Consider the following 17,645-nt stretch of genomic DNA (forward strand, 5'->3'; position numbering starts at 1 on the left):
TAACGAAATACGATTTAACTCTTACTTAAATTGTATAATAGATGCCGGATGCCGGTCGAATAGTATCATACGGCCAACAGTCTTATATTGTTCATTAGCTAAACTGATCGAATCGGCGATATAAAAAGCGCCGGGTATCTTTTTTGCGGTTTTACGCAGGATTTGACCCCGAGCAGCCGTAATGTGAAACGAGCTAACGTCGGTAGCCAGGTCCGCTCCTACCGTCGATTTATACCCATACAAAGGATGACCCAGTGTCAGTTGAGCGGACTGGGTAGCACTCTCTTTGTAAAACTGGCGTTTCGTTGCCCGGCCCGGCAGTACTAACCAGTTAAATCCCATCCGAATCACAATAAATACGGCAATTGTCAACCCGAGTCGGTTTGAGGAGGGCCGAATCATGAGCCAGGCCAAACTCAAAAGCATCCCAGACACGAACGCAGTTTTCCAAAACACACCGGGCAAAACACGGGTAGTGGGATAGAACACGGCTGTCCAGGAACCAACGGCGACAACAACTGTTGTGATTAACCAGATTCGCTCCACCCACCAACGCCAGCGATTCGCAGGGTCGGTATGTTCATAATACAGGTAAGCTAACACCGTAAATAGCAAAGGAACTAACCCAATCAGGTAGCGAGCGTACACCTGCGGAGAAAACCAATAGATGAGTACTGTCAGACAAAATGTTAACGCATTAAAGGCAACGAAGGCATTTTTCTTCAGGATATTTCCAATACCACTTCGAATCAACAGCACCAGCAACAGGGTGTAGGGAGCAAAGTGGTAAACCAGTTCAAACGGAAACGTAACGAGGTGAAGGAGCGTTGCGCCCAAGCCAAAGTGGAGCCCTGTTCGCTTGGTACTCTCGCTTAGCAAAACGCCCGCCACGTCTTCGTAAGGAATTGCATTTCGGCTGAAGTAAATTCCGTAATAACTACCCGTGATAAGGACGAATAGGCCAATACCGACGAGATGGGCAGGGTGAAAAAGTAATCGTGGACGGCGGGTATAGATAAACCAACCCAGCAACGTCAGCCCCTGGAACGCCAGCGGGGGTAAGCCTTTCAGCAAAAAACCCACAGCCGTAAGCGCGTAAGTTGTGAGATAGAGCAACCAATAAGAACGCTTCTGATCGTAATAATAGACCAACATCATGGCCGTATAAGTCACCAGCGAGAACGTAATCTCAATCAGCCCCAGCATGGAATCGTAGAGCAGTACCCGTCCATTAGTCAGCGTCATCAAGGCTGCGGCCCAGGCAATCATCGGATTGGTGTATTTCCTGATGAAAACAAACAGCGTCACCCCCAGCAACAGCAGCGAGATGAACATAGGAAATCGTAACGCGAACGACGAATAGTTGCCAAACAGCCGGTAGGAAGCAATAATCAGCCAATTAAATAGGGGTGGTTTATTAAAGTAGCGTTCACCATGCAGCGTGGGCGTTATATAATCGCCGGATAGCATCATCTCCAGGGATACCAGCGCCCTCCGGGCTTCATCGCCTGTATCGAGTGGCATAAACCCCAGATGAGACACCAGTACAATTACTAAGCCTGCGCTTGTAAGTAGCATCCACTGGGTTTTATACTGGACAGCCAGCCGGTCGATTGTCGTGCGAAAATCCATGAGTTATAAGTACCTATCGTTTCTGGATTACTTTCCGCATACCTAACCGCCCACCCACATTGTTCGTCAGCCATTGGCCCTGATCAAGAGCTACTGCCAGATTGAGTTGAGATCCACCCAGCCAGGGTACTGGAAGTATTAGTTCGGCCATACCCGAAAATTGGGATAAAGGCGCTCTTGGATCACTTGTAATGGGCCGTCCGAAGTTTTGGCTGTAGGAAAGTAGCGCCCGTAATTGCGTACCCGAAGGCCAATGACCCAGCAAACCGAGATGACTAACCTGTACTCGATTATTGCTGATCATCATGGGCCCATTCCCTTTAAAACCTCCTTTCAGATCATGCAAATCTTCGCGAGAATCTAACCAGCGCGTTAAAAAGGGCGTTCCGATAACACGCTGCTTGTGCGTCCAGCCATCGACATATTGATAGTTGTTGAAGTAATCATCAGCCCCGTTGTATAAGCGGCTACCAATATCGAAATTGAAGTTAGTCTGATTTAAGGTGGTTAAAAATTCGGCGGTTATTTGCGTAAGACGAAAGCCATTATAGGCGTCTGTGTGCTTATTTTTCCAGCGAATGCCATATAAACCATCGGGCATATTTTGAAAGGCCACCCCTGATTTATCTTCGAAAGGATGCTGGTAGTACAGAAACCAGTTGGCCTGATCGTTGTCCACTTCCAGAGCCATATCAATAGAACCCAGGTGATTACCGGCCTGATTTGATAAATCAAAACTGCTGTACTGCGTAGGGTCATTGGGCGGTTGCCTGACCAGTATTATATCTTTGTACGTCTGTAGTGAACTCGGAATTTTGCCATGTACCGTATAGAGTCCGTTCCTAATTACATTGGAATACCCCCCCCACTGAGCACTGTGGGTCAGCCCCCCATACAGCCGCACCCGATTTCGGAAAAGGCTGATTCGGACGAACAAGGCCTTTTGGTGCAGAAACGAGTTCTGAATAGAGTCTGTATTGCTAAACCAGCCGTGGGCATACATACCATTTAAGGCCACAACACCCTTCGTGAAACCTAAGGGTACAAAGCCACGGGTACCGAATTGAATTTTATAGACTGGCAAGGCATTCCCCGACCAGGAGTAGGAGCCCGACGTCAACAGCGTATCGCCCAAGCCGAACACCTCTCGCCGACGACCCACGTAGAGTTCAAAATGCTTTGAAAGCAGACTGGCATAGGCTACCGGTAAAATAAGCTGCGAACTGGTGCCCACATTCGCTACTCCCTCAACGGCCACTTTAACGTGTATTTTCCGGGAGTTCGGGAAATCACCAAACTGTTTCGTCATGCCCACGCGTACAAGGCCAGCCGGTCCTTTTAGTGGCACAATCCCATACTGGCGTGAGCGAAGCCAAAACGGGGTTTGTGTAGCCGACGAACCAAACCCACCTACTTCAGCCATAATACTCTGCTGAGCAGTTGTGGTATCGGGTATCGCCTGAGCAATCAACTCACAAGTGGATGTGAGACAGACTAAAGAAAGGAAAGTAGAGCGTAGTCGATTGACCATAGAGACAAGGTCCTTGCTAGCTCCCGAAGTGCATTGTTACGGTATGAACAAGCCTGATCGGGTGCTGGCGTGGCTATAGCTATTTATGTTTAGTAATCTTAATTAAAAACAACTAGTTTCTTACAATATCAATGGCAAGTTGATAAACAATGCTTACATATTATTATATATATACCAATAGTAACAAAAATAGTTACCTATTGACTAAAAGTATTGGATCAAATTATCCGAAATAAGGACCTAGTTCAATTGGATAGTATCCATTCTCAGTTGATTCCTGACCCTCTGAAGGAGGCCATAAGTAAAGAATCCCCTTATAATTGAGCTTGGTAAATCTTACGTGGTGTTGCTTACTTCTACCTGACACCACACAAAGGCCAGACCTCCTCAAAAAGTCATACCCAGAGCGGCCTGAAAATTTTTGGTATTGTCGCCATACGCTTTCACCACAACTCCACCCGTAAACCCATTCCCCAACCGATAGAGTAAGCCATACTTTTGGTAAGTAGCGGGCTTGTACCAGAGTGGACGCACTACATTCCACCCCATATGGGCGGTAAACGAAAAATGCCCTTGCCAGAATTCATACCCAGCCAACAGCGTACCTTGCTGGTAGGGTTGATTTTGCCCCCTCCATTGCCGGACTTGCTCCTTAAAATACCGATCATCGACCAGTTCGATACCACCTGAAAGCACATGCGTTCGGGTTAGGTGGTATCCCCCAATCAGATTCAGGCCGTAGATGGGATAGGCTTTTTCAGGGGTCTTATCGGTAGCTTCCAGCACCTTTACCGAACTGAAGGCCAGCACACGAAACATCCATCGCTTACCCACATTTGGTGTTTTCCAATCATGAGTATCGGGCAAGGCTGACGAGGTTGTATAGCGCTGAATACCAATGGCTAAAGTCGGTATATTTAATCCCTGATTCGGCAGTCGAACCCCGGCATTCGAGATATGTTTAAAATCGAATCCAACCAGTAAACGCCAATTGGGTAAAATGTTATAGCGAACATACATACCTACTCCCGTTAGCCCGTTTATAGGTGTTCCGAAGGCCACATTGCCTGGGTTCGTGATAGCATCGTAGCTACGGGACACGTAGGTCAGGCCCGCCAATGCGCGAAGTGAAAGATCCCAACGGGGCCGGTGCACCAGAATCGGCTCGAAAAATAGCCCTCCTCCTATTGACTGGCCGAGGGCTACGGGATTACGAAACGAATAGGCATTGACAAAAAAGCCCGATCGAAAAAAACACTGGCACTGCTCCCACGATTGCCGACGCATGTGCAGACGGCTATAACGCAGCTCAATACCTACTGGCGTTTGAGTTGACATGGGCCTGATATAATTAGGTTTATTTAAACCCGACAGGGCAATTATGCCTATTTCCCGCTCTTCTGGCGGCTCATTGGCCTGACCAAACACAAAGGCAGAGCTGTAAAGGACTAACCAGACAACTAAACTATATCTCATTCGAACATAAATAGTTGAGCCACAACCTATACCCAATATGGATTACTTAATCAGTATGATAACGGGATTTATTCAGAGCTACTCGTTTCATTAATTCAGGGAAATAGCGTATCTCTCACAAGAAATTTTCGCAATTCAGTAAGTACTACTTGCTAAATCTCCGATTATCGTTCATCAAAATTTATGCTATATTCGCTTTATTAGTTAACTAAAAAAACAAAAAGAATAAAATAAAGATATAGATTTACAATAACGTAGATCATAAATCTACTTATTATAGTAGAAAAGCAGAAACCGGTCGATACTATGATTCGCATTTACCTATGCATTTTAGTTAGCTGGTTAAGCCAGGGGAATGTCTTTTCGGCGAAGGTAATCCCACCAGATTCACTTATTAACCAGCAGTCGTTAAGTCTTCAACTTGGCACAACAGGACCGGGTTTATTCTATAATCGACTGTTGAGTCGTTCGAATCGTCTGACGTTACGGGTGGGTGGACAGTACTTTGCCTATAATAAATCAATACGGGTAAAAGCTGCTTCTGATTCATACATACACATTAAGCCTGATCTAACCATTGGCATTGCTCAGGCAAATCTGAAATGGCATCCGTTCCAGCGTGGATCATTTTTCGTTACCGGGGGTATAGGCTATACCTGGCACCCGGACATGCGTTTTGTGATAACAGCCGAGAACAAGTTGGATTTAGGTGGTCTGGAGTTAACACCCGAGTCGGTTGGGACCATTGATCTTGGTTTCCGCTGGCATCCAATAGTCGGTTATTTGGGCTGGGGTTTTGGTCGGAGTATACCTAAAAAAAGGTTGGGTATTGGCTTCGAGATGGGTGTTTTTTATTTGGGTAAGCCACGGGTACAGCTTGCCTACGAAGGTTTTCTGGAAACGACAACCATTGATGAGCAGGTACCCACCGTTGAACGCAATCTATCAAATTACCGCTATTTACCTACCGTTAACCTAACGCTTTCTTATAGACTTAATTAAAAACGTAACTCTGGAAGAGGACTACAGAACGTTGCCACTTTTCACACGTTCCCGTTTTCACTATGCATCTCCGTTATCTTATTTATAGCCTGCTGGTTTTTATTGTCGCCGTAGCGGCCTGCCATAACCCGCTCGACGGCGTAACGATTGGGTTGAAAGATCCCATCCAGGATGGCGTGGTTGAGTGCCACTTTTATGATCCGGCCAATAACCCTTTACCACAAGATAATCTGATAAAAATTACCGGGGCCGATGCTGCTCAGGTAGTTACAACAGTTAATACCACACATTATAAAATCAACAGCGATGGAAATTTGCTGGTGGCGGCTTCACCGATTGCTATTCTTTCTCCTCAAAAACCCTTCCGATTCAACCTCGTTGTCGAAGCCGAGGATTATTTAACCATCGTTCAACCGTTTGTGCTCACTGGTGTTAACCGGCAAACCCGCACCATCCGTCGGATTAATATACTCAAACCACCCCGGACACTCAATGCAGCCCAGACAACAGGAAACGCCAGTTCCGATGGAACCGTGGGCGCAACCTTTGGCCTGACAACGGCTGCCCAAAACAGCGATGCCGATCATGCAACGGTTACGCTTCAGGCAGGTACTAAACTTACGGATCGGGATGGCACTGTCATTGGGGGTGACCTAACGCTGGCAGTCATTCATACCAACGCCCGTAACGACGAAGCTACCAGCTATATTCCGGGTGGCGGGATTTTGTCTTCTGTGGCAGGTCGGAATGGTGGTCCCTCCTTGGGAAACCTGCGACTTCTATCGGTAGCGGGTTCTGTAACCATGCAGGTTTATAATGGGAGTTATGGATTAGCGACAAACCTGTCTCCGTCTATTCATTGGACTATGGATTTAAATCCAACTGCCTATAACGCGAGAGCAGGTCGGGTTATACAAGAGGGCGACTCTATTCCCTTGTTTAGTTATGATGATTTTACCTACCGCTGGCAGGAAGAAAAACCCGGTGTGGTAAAGAGAAATAAACAGACGAGTCGGTTGGAATATCAGGCCGATGCCGCTTATACAGCCGCGTATGTCGTTGGCTGGACAGAGTCGATATGCACGGTTGGACCGATATTCAAGGTCAGCAGCAAGCTAGCCAATGTTGACGTAAACTACCTCTGCAAATTGATTGATGTGACCACCGGCAAGCAGGTTTCCGCCTTTTATACCAACGTCAACAATGGTTCACTCATTCGTATTTACAATCAGTCAAAGAACCGTAAACTAAAGTTGCAGGTCTACGATGAAACGGACGCGTGGGGCAAAGGCGCTAAAGGAGGGTTGATCGCTGAATCTGGACCGGGTGTTACCTGCGACCTGACTCCTGTGGCCATCAATCTGGTGACCTTACCTGTGCCCCCCGTTATGAAGTTGGAGTTTTACTTTTCCTGTCCTGGTGGCAAAACGCTGGACGAATCCTCTCTGCCAGCATTGATTAAAACCCAGTACAGCGAAGTTGGCAAGGAAAACTGGCATGACCTGATAACGACTACGCGAACACAGCGAACAACGACATCATACAAGTTAAAGGTTGGTCACTCTTACGATTTTCGAGCCAGTACAGACGGGGGTGCCACCTGGCCCTTACGTCAGGATAATTATTCAGTTGATAAGCCCGAATGGACACTAAAAATCCGGGCTGAAATGTATTGTAAATGAAAATCTTGATCCTGCGTTTTTCATCAATTGGCGACATCGTCCTGACGACACCGGTAATCCGGTGCCTGAAGCAACAACTTGAGGGGGTTGAAATCCATTATTGTACCAAGCGCCGGTACCGGGAGCTTATCGTCCACAATCCGTACATTGATAAATGCCATTATTTAGACGATAGTCTACCTCAATTAGTCAGTCAGTTACGGAGCGAGCAGTACGACGTCATTATTGATCTGCACAACAACCTTCGTACAAACCTGATTAAACACTTACTGGGAAAGCGCGCCTTTACAGTCAACAAGATCAATATTCAGAAGTGGCTGTATGTACGGTTCAAAGTCGATGCGATGCCCCCCGTTCACGTAGTAGACCGCTATATGGACACCATAAAGGGGCTGGGTGTGACCAACGATGGCAAAGGTCTGGACCATTTTATTGCCGCTGATGAACACATACCCATGAGCCAGTTACCCTATACGCATCAGTCGTCATATGTGGCCTACGCAATGGGGGGACAACATGAAACAAAGCACCTACCCGTAGACCGGATGATTGAGCTTTGCCGAAAAATAGGAAGACCAATTGTTCTATTGGGTGACCAGCATGACCACGAAACGGGCGAACTCATTCGGCATGAACTGGGTGATACGCTAATCTACAATGCTTGTGGGTTGTTTACCATTAACCAGTCAGCCTCTCTGGTCAAGCAGGCGCAGGTAGTATTTAGCCACGATACCGGACTCATGCACATTGCGGCAGCATTCAAGAAGTCGATTGTTTCGATTTGGGGAAGCACAACACCCCAGCTAGGCATGTACCCGTATAAAACCCGCCATTTAATTGTCGAGAACAGGAACCTCAGTTGCCGTCCCTGCTCAAAAATAGGACACGAACGATGTCCGCTTGGACACTTTAAATGTATGAATGAATTACAGTTTACGTTTGATTCTGCTTTTATTTGGGATAGCCAGAAGCAGGACCAATACTAGGTCTACTGGCTGTTCTACATCTTTGCCACACTTGATGAACGATTATATGACCCGAAGCAACCTAACCCTCCCACAATGTTGCTCGGAATCAATACGGGTTCGGCAAAGGGATTACTACTGGCCTGCAACTGTCGGTCTACAGCTTCATGATACCGATAATATGCTTCGTTTACATGCAGCAGGCTGACGGTTACAGCGGTAGAGCGATAACGTTTATTGATAGCTGTAATACCAGCTTTATCCCATAAATAAGCTGACACCGATAACAAAGCATTGACCCCTTTATTATTCACTAAACCTAAACTATTATCTGTCATTATGAACGGAATAACCCCCAGATTGACGGCAGAAGCGGTGGCTGGCAACTCACGCTGGACGCCTTTGATGTTACCCTGAACCTGATAAAAGTTAGTCGTCGTGCCTGCATCTTGCCAAGTACAAACTACAGAAAATTGCTTCTGAACTGATTTATCCGCTTCTGTAACCAGTGCGGAGTCCAGTCTGACCGTTTTGAGGGGAATAGCTTGAGGCACGTTGGTAACAGCCGTTACCTGATTACCATCGGGTGTATGAACGATCAGTGTATACGTAGTATTCGCGCGAATGGGCATTTTGGTCGCACTTGCCCGATAATACTGCAATTGAGAATTATAGACTAAGGTAACCGACTGAGTGCCATTAGTCAGTTGAACAAGTGCATTGGTAATTTCCACACTTTTCAAGGGGTCATTGTCCAGAACTGGCCGAGATCGGGTAACCTTGGCTGTCAGCATTGTGTCTTGTGGAGAAATAAAGCAGTTGACAACCAGTTGCCCTGCTTGTGCCGTGAGTTCGGCTGGCTGCACTTCTTCCCGGTTGTTCTCACAGGCGATAAATAGAAGTGACGATACGACAAGCGTAAGTAGTAGTTTCATGATGAATGATAACCTAGATTTTTTAGAGTAGTAGTTCTGCGGTATTACTTAAAACCGAACTATGTAGCTAGCCGAGGGCACAATGGGGAACAGCGAGTATTTATACAGAACCGTTTTTGATGGCAGATCTTTGCCCTGATCTTTTCCCTCCAGAGAGTACAAAAACGCGTTATGACGATTGTAAACGTTGTAAACACTCAGTTCCCAGGTCCGTTCGTAATTACCTTTCTTTTTGTTGAACTGGATACTAACATCAAGTCGATGGTAAGGAGCCGCTCTAAAGCTATTCCGATCGCCATATTCTTTAACGTTAGGACCATCTCCGTACAACAGAGCCGAGGAAGGACGAGCAGACGTTTGCGTAGTATTAGTGAATCCTGAATACCGCGCCAAAGGCATTGTCAATGCATTACCCGTGCCGTAAACCCATGTCCCGGCGAGGGTAATCGAAGGGGTCAGTTCATAAATAAGTACGGCTGAAGCATCATGCCGACGATCATAACGTGGATTAAATCGCTTGCCACCGTTGAGTTCGGCAAACTGCCATTGAGTCCAGGAGAGCGTATAACCCAGCCAGCCCGAAAGCCGCCCCGCCCGTTTCTGTAGCAGTAATTCAGTGCCATAAGACCAACCCTGTCCACTCGTCACGTTGTTAGTCCAATTCGAAGCATTGGCGGAACCCTGAGAGTCAGTCGACAGGAAACTAGCCCCCTCCTTATAGCTGAGCAAATTCTGCATCTGTTTGTAATACCCTTCAACCGTGAATGTGAGACCTGATTCGGGCAAGTCTTTAGCAAGACCAAGGGCTACCTGCTGCGACTGTTGAGGCTTGATATTGTCGACCGTTGGCATCCACAGATCAGTCGAAAGGCCAATGCCTGTACTGGATAGCAAGTGAACATATTGATTCATCAGCGCATAGGAACCCTTGAGAGCCAGCGTCGATGACAGTTTATAGGCCACTGACAGGCGCGGTTCGGGTCGGATAAAAGCCCCCGATCCCGGATTTGTAGCCGTTGCTTGCGGAGTAGCTGCGGCCAGTACCGAATAGTAACTCAGGCGCATTCCACTGTTGATCCGTAGCCGATCCGTTGGCTGCCAGTAATGCTCAATATAAACTCCCGCTTCCAGCGCATTGATTGTCTGGTTGCTGGCCTTTTGAGGCAACGTGTCCTGAGCCGCCACAATCGTCGCTTCTGGCGTAAACTGATGATGGGTGACCTGAATACCGTACTGAAACTGGTGTTTACCCGAGACGTACTGGTTGATATCATATTTTAGGCCCAAATCACGAATACCTGATTGGTACCGGAGCGTATAGAGTTGATTTTGTACCGTAGGCGATAGAGATTGCTGATCTGAAACGCCCATTTTGTACTGGCTGTAGATAAGTGACAAATTAGCCGTTGTGCCGCCTGCAAAGCGATGGTTCCATCGGGCGCTACCTGCCAGGTTAGACCAGGTAAGGGCCGATTGCATCTTGGTTGCTCCTACATCACGAACACTTAAAAATTGGTCCTGACTGGTGTAGGCACTCAACGATATCTTATCAGCTGCACCAGCATCGATGGATACTTTAGCATTCAAATCGTAGAAATAGGACTTGGTAGTAGGCTGGGCCGAATTGCTATTGGGCATAAGCCCAGTTAACAAATCCAGATAAGTACGCCGGCCAGCCACCAGGAACGAAACTTTCGGAGATACCAAAGGACCTTGAAGCGTTAATCGGGATGCCACTAACCCCAAACTTCCTTCTCCATGCAACTTATCTGTAGTGCCGTCTTTAGTGGTTAATTCGACTACCGAAGACAAACGTCCGCCGAATCGTGCCGGAAACCCGCCCTTCGTCAAATCGACTTGTTTTAGTACATCCCCGTTGAAAGCGGAGAAAAAGCCAAGTAAGTGATTTGGGTTGTAGATGGGCGCGTCATCCAGCAGAATCAAATTTCCATCCGGACTACCTCCCCGTACATACAGACCTGCGTTACCCTCAGAACCCTTCTGCACACCCGGCATCAGTTGCAGCATTTTCAGCGGATCTTTCTCGCCAAGCAAGGCTGGTACTTTTCGCAGTTGAGCCCCCGTAATACTGATGGTACTCATGGTCGCATCGTTACTAACGTTGCCTGCACGGGCTGCCCGTACAATTTGTTCGGTCAAAAATTGACCTGGTGTTAAGTATATAGCGAGCTTAATATCTTGAGAGAAAGAAACATTTTTTACAAGCGTTGAAAACCCAACGAAGGAGAAACTAACCTTCAGGCTGGCAGTAACGGGTACCGTTATGGCGAAGTAGCCCTGATCATTTGTTACCGTACCTAACTGATTATCAATTACATAAACAGTTGCATTGACAATGGGTTTGTGGCCCCCTTCTTCATATACGTAACCGCTTACAGTACATTTCTTTGGTGCTCCGAAACTAATAGAACTTATTAATAATAGGAGAGGAAACAGTACAGATAGTCGCATCTTGAGTATTCTTTTTTGCCTTGTGATTAACTTCAAGGCAAAATTCTCTCATTTGACTGCGCGCTTTTTTTCTATTCTACAAACTGCATCTTCTGACTGCTTTTCGGTAGGAATGATCCAATTTTTGGAATTTTTATCAGGCACTTTAGCCTACATAACAGGCAATTATGATGATACCAAAAGTTACTTTTGATCGAATAATTGGCTTTTTTATAGGTAATAAATTAACTCTCTTCCCTCTAAAAGCAATCAGGCTCCGAAGTGGGAGACCATCGCTGACGCAATAATCTCTCACTTCAGAGCCTAAAGGAGGCTATAAAAGTTACTATACTTACCTACGTCCGTACGGCTACTTAGCAAGTACCACTGGACTACAAAGTGTATAAGTTAAGGTTTTACAGCACGACGAACTCCATTGAGCAGATTATCACCCTGATTAGCAGAAGGCGTAAGCCAGGCTCCTTCCCCATTTTCATTCCAGGCATAGGCCAAAACCAGCCTCTCTCTTGTCGTTTTATCAGGGTGTAAGTCAACCCAGTCACGCGCATCCCTAATGGCTTGGTAAACTGATTGGGGGGAATACCCCGTATACCGGGAAGACTGGGCGTAGGAGCGGCTTGTAGACGCCCAAGGACGGGGGTCCCAGTTTAGGGTAGCTACGGGAATGTAAGGCAGAGGAGAAGCCTCGAAACGATTCCAGACCCGGCGACTTCCAGCCAGTAAGCTGTCAATGGGAACCACCTGATCATTCTGTTTAAAACCAGCGCCATGGTAATTATAGCCAGTCAATACATCAAAACCGCACTCCTGAGCCTGTGCCAGTTCGGGCTTACTACTCGATAGACAGGCGGCAATAGTTACACCTGGCAGACCCTGGGCTTGAGCGGCTGTACGTAAGCTATCAAACGCCTGATGAACGGCCTGAGAAGTGCCAAATTTTTGTATAAGTGTACTTATACTAAAAAAAATCAGCAGCGGACGACCATTGACTTTAACGTACTGGGGCTGCTTAAACAAATCAATCCAGGCCTGAGAAACTCGTGGCCACTCTGATGGTCCAATGAAAAATCCTGAGTGGTTAGCCACCATCAGACAGAACTTGAGACGCTTCTGATTAGGAGCCTTCAGGTAGAATTTTAAAGCGCGGTTGAGTGGGTCATTTTGAAAAGTAGTTGTAGTACTATTCGGCGAATACCAGCAAAAACTAAAAAAGGAAAGACCTGCATCTGCAGCTGCATCGATTTGTTTCTGCATGATGTTGGGTGTGCTCGTAATCCATCCCCAGGTAGGTTTTCGTTCGGGGAAACTGTCCATCAGAGCTTCCGTTAAATGCCCATGCGTTAAGCCTGACCAACCGTCGAAGTAATAAGCGCCTAACTGAATCGCTGGCTTAGTTTGACGCGCGACATCAAGGCCAGGATAAACGTAGAGACTAAGGAAAATCCCTGCCGTAGCAACAATAGACGAGAGCAGAATATACCGCCGAACTGTTGTAGAGAGAAAATGAATATTTTTCATACCGTTCAGATGGTAACGTCACGTTGAGACCAATTTATTTTTCTACTCCCGGTTAATTACAGATTCTTCTTACTGCTCAACTACTTAAGTAACGTCGTAGAGGGTAAAGTGATTGTCTGTCTACTAATTCCAACTTATATTGGATATGGATACCAATCAATGGGTTTATATGTGAAAGGCAAATCTAAAGCCTATTCTGCAAGCATTGGTGTCAATGGTAGAGTACTACCTAAATGGTTTATTATCGTATTTAACCCACTTTAGTCGGAGACAATGACAAAGCCTCTTCTAGCTGCGCTACCTTGCTGTTTTCCAGCGATGAAATGAACAAACTTTCGTATTGATCAACAATTAATGGCCAGTGATAAATGTCCCGAACCTTATCCCGGTTTGTATCTACGTAACCGCCATATTGTTTTTTGCTAAGTGTTTCTAACTCTTTAGCTACATCTAACGGTTCGTTGAAATAAAACGCATCGCTCCCCAAAATGGCTTTATTAAACGCATTGTTATGAGCACAGATCAGGCAGTCAGAACCCATGGCTTCCAACAGTGATGGGTTAGTACCGCCAACCGTATGCCCATGAAAATACAGGTTCGAGAAATAGCGAACGTTGTTTAACTTTTTCAGATTGTAAATGCCGCCCATAAAGCGAATGTTCGACTGCGCTTTGTATTTTTCTGCCAGATATTGACCGTACTTTGTGTGGTTTTTGCCGACAACTAAAAACTGCGTATTGTCCTTAGACGCTACTACTCCATCCAGAATTAGTTCAATACTATTCTCCGGTTCCAGACGTGCTACGAGCATATTGTACGTGTATGGAACCAGACCGTATTCCTGCAATATATCGGTATCCGGCTCATCAAAAACGTACGAACCGTAGGGTATATACGTCGAGTCTTTATTATACTTCTCTTTTAAATACTGTTGAATTCCTCGCGAATCGGATACCAAGTAATCGCTGGTGTGAGCCGCCCAGGATTCAGCCTGTTGCAGGAAGCGTTGTACTCTCGGTGAGAATTTGGTACGTTTCCATTCGAGACCATCCATATTGGTAATAATAACCGAGTTGTGAGGCAGCAGCTTGTTCCATATAGAATTGCTATTGTAACCCAACTGAAGGATAATATCAAAATTTCTTTTTCGCGAGTCCAGGATACAATTTAAGTCGTAGATGAACTGACCAAATGTACCTATGCGGTACTCGGGATCGTAACAGTGGATAATGTCCACCCCTTTAAACGTCTTTTCCTGATGCAGATGATTATGTGAATTATAAACCGTTACCTGATGGCCTTTCTCTACCAATGCTACAGATAAAAACTCAGCACACTGCTCAAAACCACTATAATGGTTAGGTATGCCACGGGTACCAATGATGCCAATACGCATTTTTATAGTATTAAGGTTGATATTCGTTAAGGTACAAGGCTGGTCAACGTCTTGAATAGACCTATTTACTGTTCAATTAAGCTTGTCTTTTGCAATTTACTTAGCTGGTGCTCTACCATAAATTTCGCAACATCTTCCATTTTATATTGAGCTTCCCAGCCTAATATCCGTTTCGCTTTTTCTGGATTGGCATGACCTTCGGCAATATCAGTTGGGCGGTAAAAAGTAAGATCTGACTCCACATAATCTTCCCAATTGAGCCCCAGGCAGTCAAAAACTACCCGAATAAAATCTTTTAACTTACATGTGTGTCCTGTGGCAATGACGAAATCATCTGGCTTATCCTGCTGCAACATTAACCACATAGCCTCCACATAATTTGGAGCCCATCCCCAATCACGGGCTATTTCAATATTACCTAAAATCAATTTTTCCGAAGAGCCCTGAGAAATCCGGCAGGCAGTAGCAACAATTTTTCGGGTTACAAACCGCTCGGGCCGAAGAGGTGATTCATGATTGAACAAAATGCCAGTACAAGCATATAACTGGTATGCCTCACGGTAGTTGGCTACTTGCCAAAATGCAGCTGCTTTCGCTACGGCATAAGGGCTACGTGGCCGAAAGGGTGTGTTTTCATCAGCAGGAGCCTGTCCAGTGTCACCGAAACTTTCACTTGATCCAGCATTATACAATTTTATTGGAAGATTGGTAAATCGTATGGCCTCAAGCAAATTTAACGTTCCCACGCTAATGCTTTCGAGCGTTTCAACCGGTTGTTCGAAAGACAAACCCACTGAACTTTGACCAGCCAAATTATACACTTCATCAGGCTTAATTTTCAACAGCGTTTGTAACACACTTCGAAAATCATTGATGTTAACCGAAACCAGTGTGATTTCTGATCGGATACCCAGTTCTGCCAGATTTTTAAATGAAGACATTTGAGCATCTCTTGACCCTCCATATACTTCATAGCCATGGCTGAGTAATAATTTGGATAAGTATGCTCCATCTTGCCCAGAAACTCCGCAGATTAATGCCTTTTTCATAGTAAGAAGTGTAATGTGATTAAAACAATTCCCAAAAGGCCTAATTTGAAAAGACAGACGCTTGCAAACCTGCCATTATTTCAATTTGTACTATAATTTTATCCACAGCTTTATCCCAAGTAAATCCAGCACTTTGTAAAAGAGATAAACGGCTTTTTTCCTGATAATAAGCATCGTCGTATAGCAGCAAATCAATTTTATTAGCTATATCTTCTGGCTCATCCGGATTTATATAAGTAGCCGCATTTCCACAGATCTCCGGCAAAGACGTACGATCCGAAACAACCGCCGGAACACCACAACTCATAGCTTCCAGAGGAGGAAAACCAAATCCTTCTGCATAAGACGGAAAACAGAATAAAGTGCTGCGAGCATAAATAATATAAAGGTCTTCGTCAGGTACAAATCCTGTAAATTGAATTCGGTCCTGTAATTGATATTGCTCTACATATGGGGCAATAGCAACATTTTTATGATCGGCTTTCCCAACAATTACAAGTGGAATACTCTTATCTTTAATAAAAGGTAATGCCTTTATTAAATTAACAAGATTTTTACGAATATTGATTCGGCCTACAGACAGAATATACCGTTTAGGTAGATTATACTTAGCTTCTATTTCAGCTACTTGTTCAATAGAGTATTCGGATAGTGGTTTAAATTTCTCATTTATGCCTAGATAAAGAACATCAATATTAGAATCTGAACCAAGCTGATGCTTAATAAAGCGATTCTTTTCACTTTTTGAAATAGTGAACAAATAATCAGCCCGTTGAGCTAGAAATCGCATCGGACTGAAATACATCATTTCTTTCTTAGTAAAAAACTCAGGATAATCTAAGAAGAGTACATCAAGCACGCAAACGACCTTCTTTACGGATAAGGGCCATAAGCAAGCAAAATTCTGAAAGAACACTATATCTAATTTTAGTTTCTGAATCCAATAAGGAATAATAAATACATTTGACAATAAATTTGGTCTTGCCCGTATTGGAATAATTTTCACATTTTCCCTTTCCAGAGTACGTGCTTGCTCAACGTATTGATCATCTACAAATAGATATAGGGTAAACGGCAATTGGCGATCGATAAGCAAATCAACCAGATTTTTAACTACAACTTGGCCGCTAGGTGGACCCTGAAAATACCATTTGGCATCAAAACCTACATTTACCATCTTTAGATTTTTATATAAATAGGTGGTAGTTATTTTTTTAAATATGCATTAATACCCAGAGTCCTAAGATATTTCTTAGTGTAAAATTTTGATCCTATATAATACATATTAGCCGCAGCATGCAGTAGCGAGTAGTTACCAGTTTGAGTACTAGCGAGATATTGTTCACGGATGGCAGCCCAACTGTCACTTGCACCTCCTTCTCTCATAATTACAGTAATTTCATCATAATAAGCAGTTCTAAGCTTATTTCTAGGTCTTAGTAAAAATTCATAATCTCCTACAATTTTATAAGCTATATTAAATTTTCCATATTTCTCGAATAATGCTCGAGAGTGTAAAGAACCGGGATGAGCAACTGTCATATCTCTTAAAAAGCGAGGCCATTCCCAACGCCATCCCTTAGTACGAATAAAGTTCATATTTTCATCAAACATTTTCATTTTAGATGATATATAATCTACTTCATGAGAAAGGCCATTTATATAATCACCATACTTATGCAGAGCTTCAGGCATTAGAATATCATCACAGCCAAGAAACATGATCCAATCACCAGTAGCTTTATCTATCCCTTTATTCCATGCATCATAAATTCCCTGATCAGGTTCACTGATCCAATAAAAAACATGTTGATTAAATTGCTCAATTATTTCAATAGAGTTATCAGTTGACCCACCATCAATTAAGATTAGCTCAAGATTACTATAATTCTGATCAACAATACTTTTCATCAAACCTTCTATATATTTTCCGCCATTATATACGGCAGTAATAATAGATATTTTAGGGAGTTTCATCTACATTTAT

13 protein-coding genes are annotated in these 17,645 nt (G+C 44.6%); 3 read left to right on the plus strand and 10 right to left on the minus strand.

The window, feature by feature from the left end; all coding sequences use genetic code 11:
• Positions 1-21: 21 nt before the first annotated feature.
• The 3 genes from ACFS25_RS23325 to ACFS25_RS23335 all read right to left on the minus strand — a co-directional run bounded on the left by ACFS25_RS23325 (position 22) and on the right by ACFS25_RS23335 (position 4,639).
• Positions 22-1,632, minus strand: a complete 1,611-nt coding sequence (locus ACFS25_RS23325) for an ArnT family glycosyltransferase (RefSeq protein ID WP_381505806.1) — start codon at positions 1,630-1,632, stop codon at positions 22-24.
• Between the two features lie 13 nt (positions 1,633-1,645).
• Entirely contained in the window at positions 1,646-3,163 is a 1,518-nt protein-coding gene (locus ACFS25_RS23330) for a capsule assembly Wzi family protein (RefSeq protein WP_381505808.1), read from the minus strand.
• Positions 3,164-3,550: 387 nt separating this feature from the next.
• Positions 3,551-4,639, minus strand: a complete 1,089-nt coding sequence (locus ACFS25_RS23335) for an acyloxyacyl hydrolase (protein WP_381505811.1) — start codon at positions 4,637-4,639, stop codon at positions 3,551-3,553.
• A 306-nt stretch (positions 4,640-4,945) separates the two neighbouring features.
• Here ACFS25_RS23335 and ACFS25_RS23340 point away from each other — a divergent pair, with 306 nt between their 5' ends.
• The 3 genes from ACFS25_RS23340 to ACFS25_RS23350 all read left to right on the plus strand — a co-directional run bounded on the left by ACFS25_RS23340 (position 4,946) and on the right by ACFS25_RS23350 (position 8,309).
• Complete coding sequence (locus tag ACFS25_RS23340; RefSeq protein ID WP_381505813.1) at positions 4,946-5,641, plus strand: hypothetical protein; 696 nt, start codon at positions 4,946-4,948, stop codon at positions 5,639-5,641.
• 62 nt (positions 5,642-5,703) lie between these two features.
• On the plus strand, positions 5,704-7,323 hold the full coding sequence (locus tag ACFS25_RS23345) for a hypothetical protein (RefSeq protein WP_381505814.1): 1,620 nt from the start codon (positions 5,704-5,706) through the stop codon (positions 7,321-7,323).
• A complete protein-coding gene (locus ACFS25_RS23350) occupies positions 7,320-8,309 on the plus strand; it encodes a glycosyltransferase family 9 protein (protein WP_381505817.1) in 990 nt (329 codons plus the stop codon). Before ACFS25_RS23345 ends, ACFS25_RS23350 begins: the two co-directional genes overlap by 4 nt.
• 14 nt (positions 8,310-8,323) lie before the next feature.
• Here ACFS25_RS23350 and ACFS25_RS23355 read toward each other — a convergent pair whose 3' ends face one another.
• The 7 genes from ACFS25_RS23355 to ACFS25_RS23385 all read right to left on the minus strand — a co-directional run bounded on the left by ACFS25_RS23355 (position 8,324) and on the right by ACFS25_RS23385 (position 17,635).
• Positions 8,324-9,223: a DUF4249 domain-containing protein gene (locus ACFS25_RS23355; RefSeq protein ID WP_381505819.1), complete on the minus strand. Its 900-nt coding sequence runs from the start codon at positions 9,221-9,223 to the stop codon at positions 8,324-8,326.
• 48 nt (positions 9,224-9,271) lie between these two features.
• Positions 9,272-11,695: a TonB-dependent receptor gene (locus ACFS25_RS23360; RefSeq protein WP_381505821.1), complete on the minus strand. Its 2,424-nt coding sequence runs from the start codon at positions 11,693-11,695 to the stop codon at positions 9,272-9,274.
• Between the two features lie 387 nt (positions 11,696-12,082).
• Positions 12,083-13,213 carry a glycoside hydrolase family 99-like domain-containing protein gene (locus ACFS25_RS23365; RefSeq protein WP_381505823.1) on the minus strand — a complete coding sequence of 377 codons (1,131 nt, stop codon included), beginning with the start codon at positions 13,211-13,213 and terminating at the stop codon, positions 12,083-12,085.
• Between the two features lie 250 nt (positions 13,214-13,463).
• Positions 13,464-14,609, minus strand: coding sequence for a DUF1972 domain-containing protein (locus ACFS25_RS23370; protein ID WP_381505824.1), 1,146 nt, complete (start codon positions 14,607-14,609; stop codon positions 13,464-13,466).
• 65 nt (positions 14,610-14,674) lie between these two features.
• Complete coding sequence (locus ACFS25_RS23375) at positions 14,675-15,658, minus strand: GDP-mannose 4,6-dehydratase (RefSeq protein ID WP_381505826.1); 984 nt, start codon at positions 15,656-15,658, stop codon at positions 14,675-14,677.
• A 40-nt stretch (positions 15,659-15,698) separates the two neighbouring features.
• Positions 15,699-16,835 carry a glycosyltransferase family 4 protein gene (locus ACFS25_RS23380; protein WP_381505827.1) on the minus strand — a complete coding sequence of 379 codons (1,137 nt, stop codon included), beginning with the start codon at positions 16,833-16,835 and terminating at the stop codon, positions 15,699-15,701.
• Between the two features lie 29 nt (positions 16,836-16,864).
• Positions 16,865-17,635, minus strand: a complete 771-nt coding sequence (locus ACFS25_RS23385; protein ID WP_381505828.1) for a glycosyltransferase family 2 protein — start codon at positions 17,633-17,635, stop codon at positions 16,865-16,867.
• Positions 17,636-17,645 lie beyond the last annotated feature (10 nt).

Source organism: Spirosoma flavum, assembly GCF_042686045.1.
Lineage (GTDB): Bacteria > Bacteroidota > Bacteroidia > Cytophagales > Spirosomataceae > Spirosoma > Spirosoma flavum.

Coding starts and splice junctions, on each gene's coding strand:
- ACFS25_RS23355 (WP_381505819.1), bottom strand. CDS start 9,223: ATGAAACTACTACTTACGCTTGTCGTATCGTCACTTCTATTTATCGCC.
- ACFS25_RS23335 (WP_381505811.1), bottom strand. CDS start 4,639: ATGAGATATAGTTTAGTTGTCTGGTTAGTCCTTTACAGCTCTGCCTTT.
- ACFS25_RS23365 (WP_381505823.1), bottom strand. CDS start 13,213: ATGAAAAATATTCATTTTCTCTCTACAACAGTTCGGCGGTATATTCTG.
- ACFS25_RS23360 (WP_381505821.1), bottom strand. CDS start 11,695: ATGCGACTATCTGTACTGTTTCCTCTCCTATTATTAATAAGTTCTATT.
- ACFS25_RS23340 (WP_381505813.1), top strand. CDS start 4,946: ATGATTCGCATTTACCTATGCATTTTAGTTAGCTGGTTAAGCCAGGGG.
- ACFS25_RS23375 (WP_381505826.1), bottom strand. CDS start 15,658: ATGAAAAAGGCATTAATCTGCGGAGTTTCTGGGCAAGATGGAGCATAC.
- ACFS25_RS23330 (WP_381505808.1), bottom strand. CDS start 3,163: ATGGTCAATCGACTACGCTCTACTTTCCTTTCTTTAGTCTGTCTCACA.
- ACFS25_RS23380 (WP_381505827.1), bottom strand. CDS start 16,835: ATGGTAAATGTAGGTTTTGATGCCAAATGGTATTTTCAGGGTCCACCT.
- ACFS25_RS23345 (WP_381505814.1), top strand. CDS start 5,704: ATGCATCTCCGTTATCTTATTTATAGCCTGCTGGTTTTTATTGTCGCC.
- ACFS25_RS23385 (WP_381505828.1), bottom strand. CDS start 17,635: ATGAAACTCCCTAAAATATCTATTATTACTGCCGTATATAATGGCGGA.
- ACFS25_RS23350 (WP_381505817.1), top strand. CDS start 7,320: ATGAAAATCTTGATCCTGCGTTTTTCATCAATTGGCGACATCGTCCTG.
- ACFS25_RS23325 (WP_381505806.1), bottom strand. CDS start 1,632: ATGGATTTTCGCACGACAATCGACCGGCTGGCTGTCCAGTATAAAACC.
- ACFS25_RS23370 (WP_381505824.1), bottom strand. CDS start 14,609: ATGCGTATTGGCATCATTGGTACCCGTGGCATACCTAACCATTATAGT.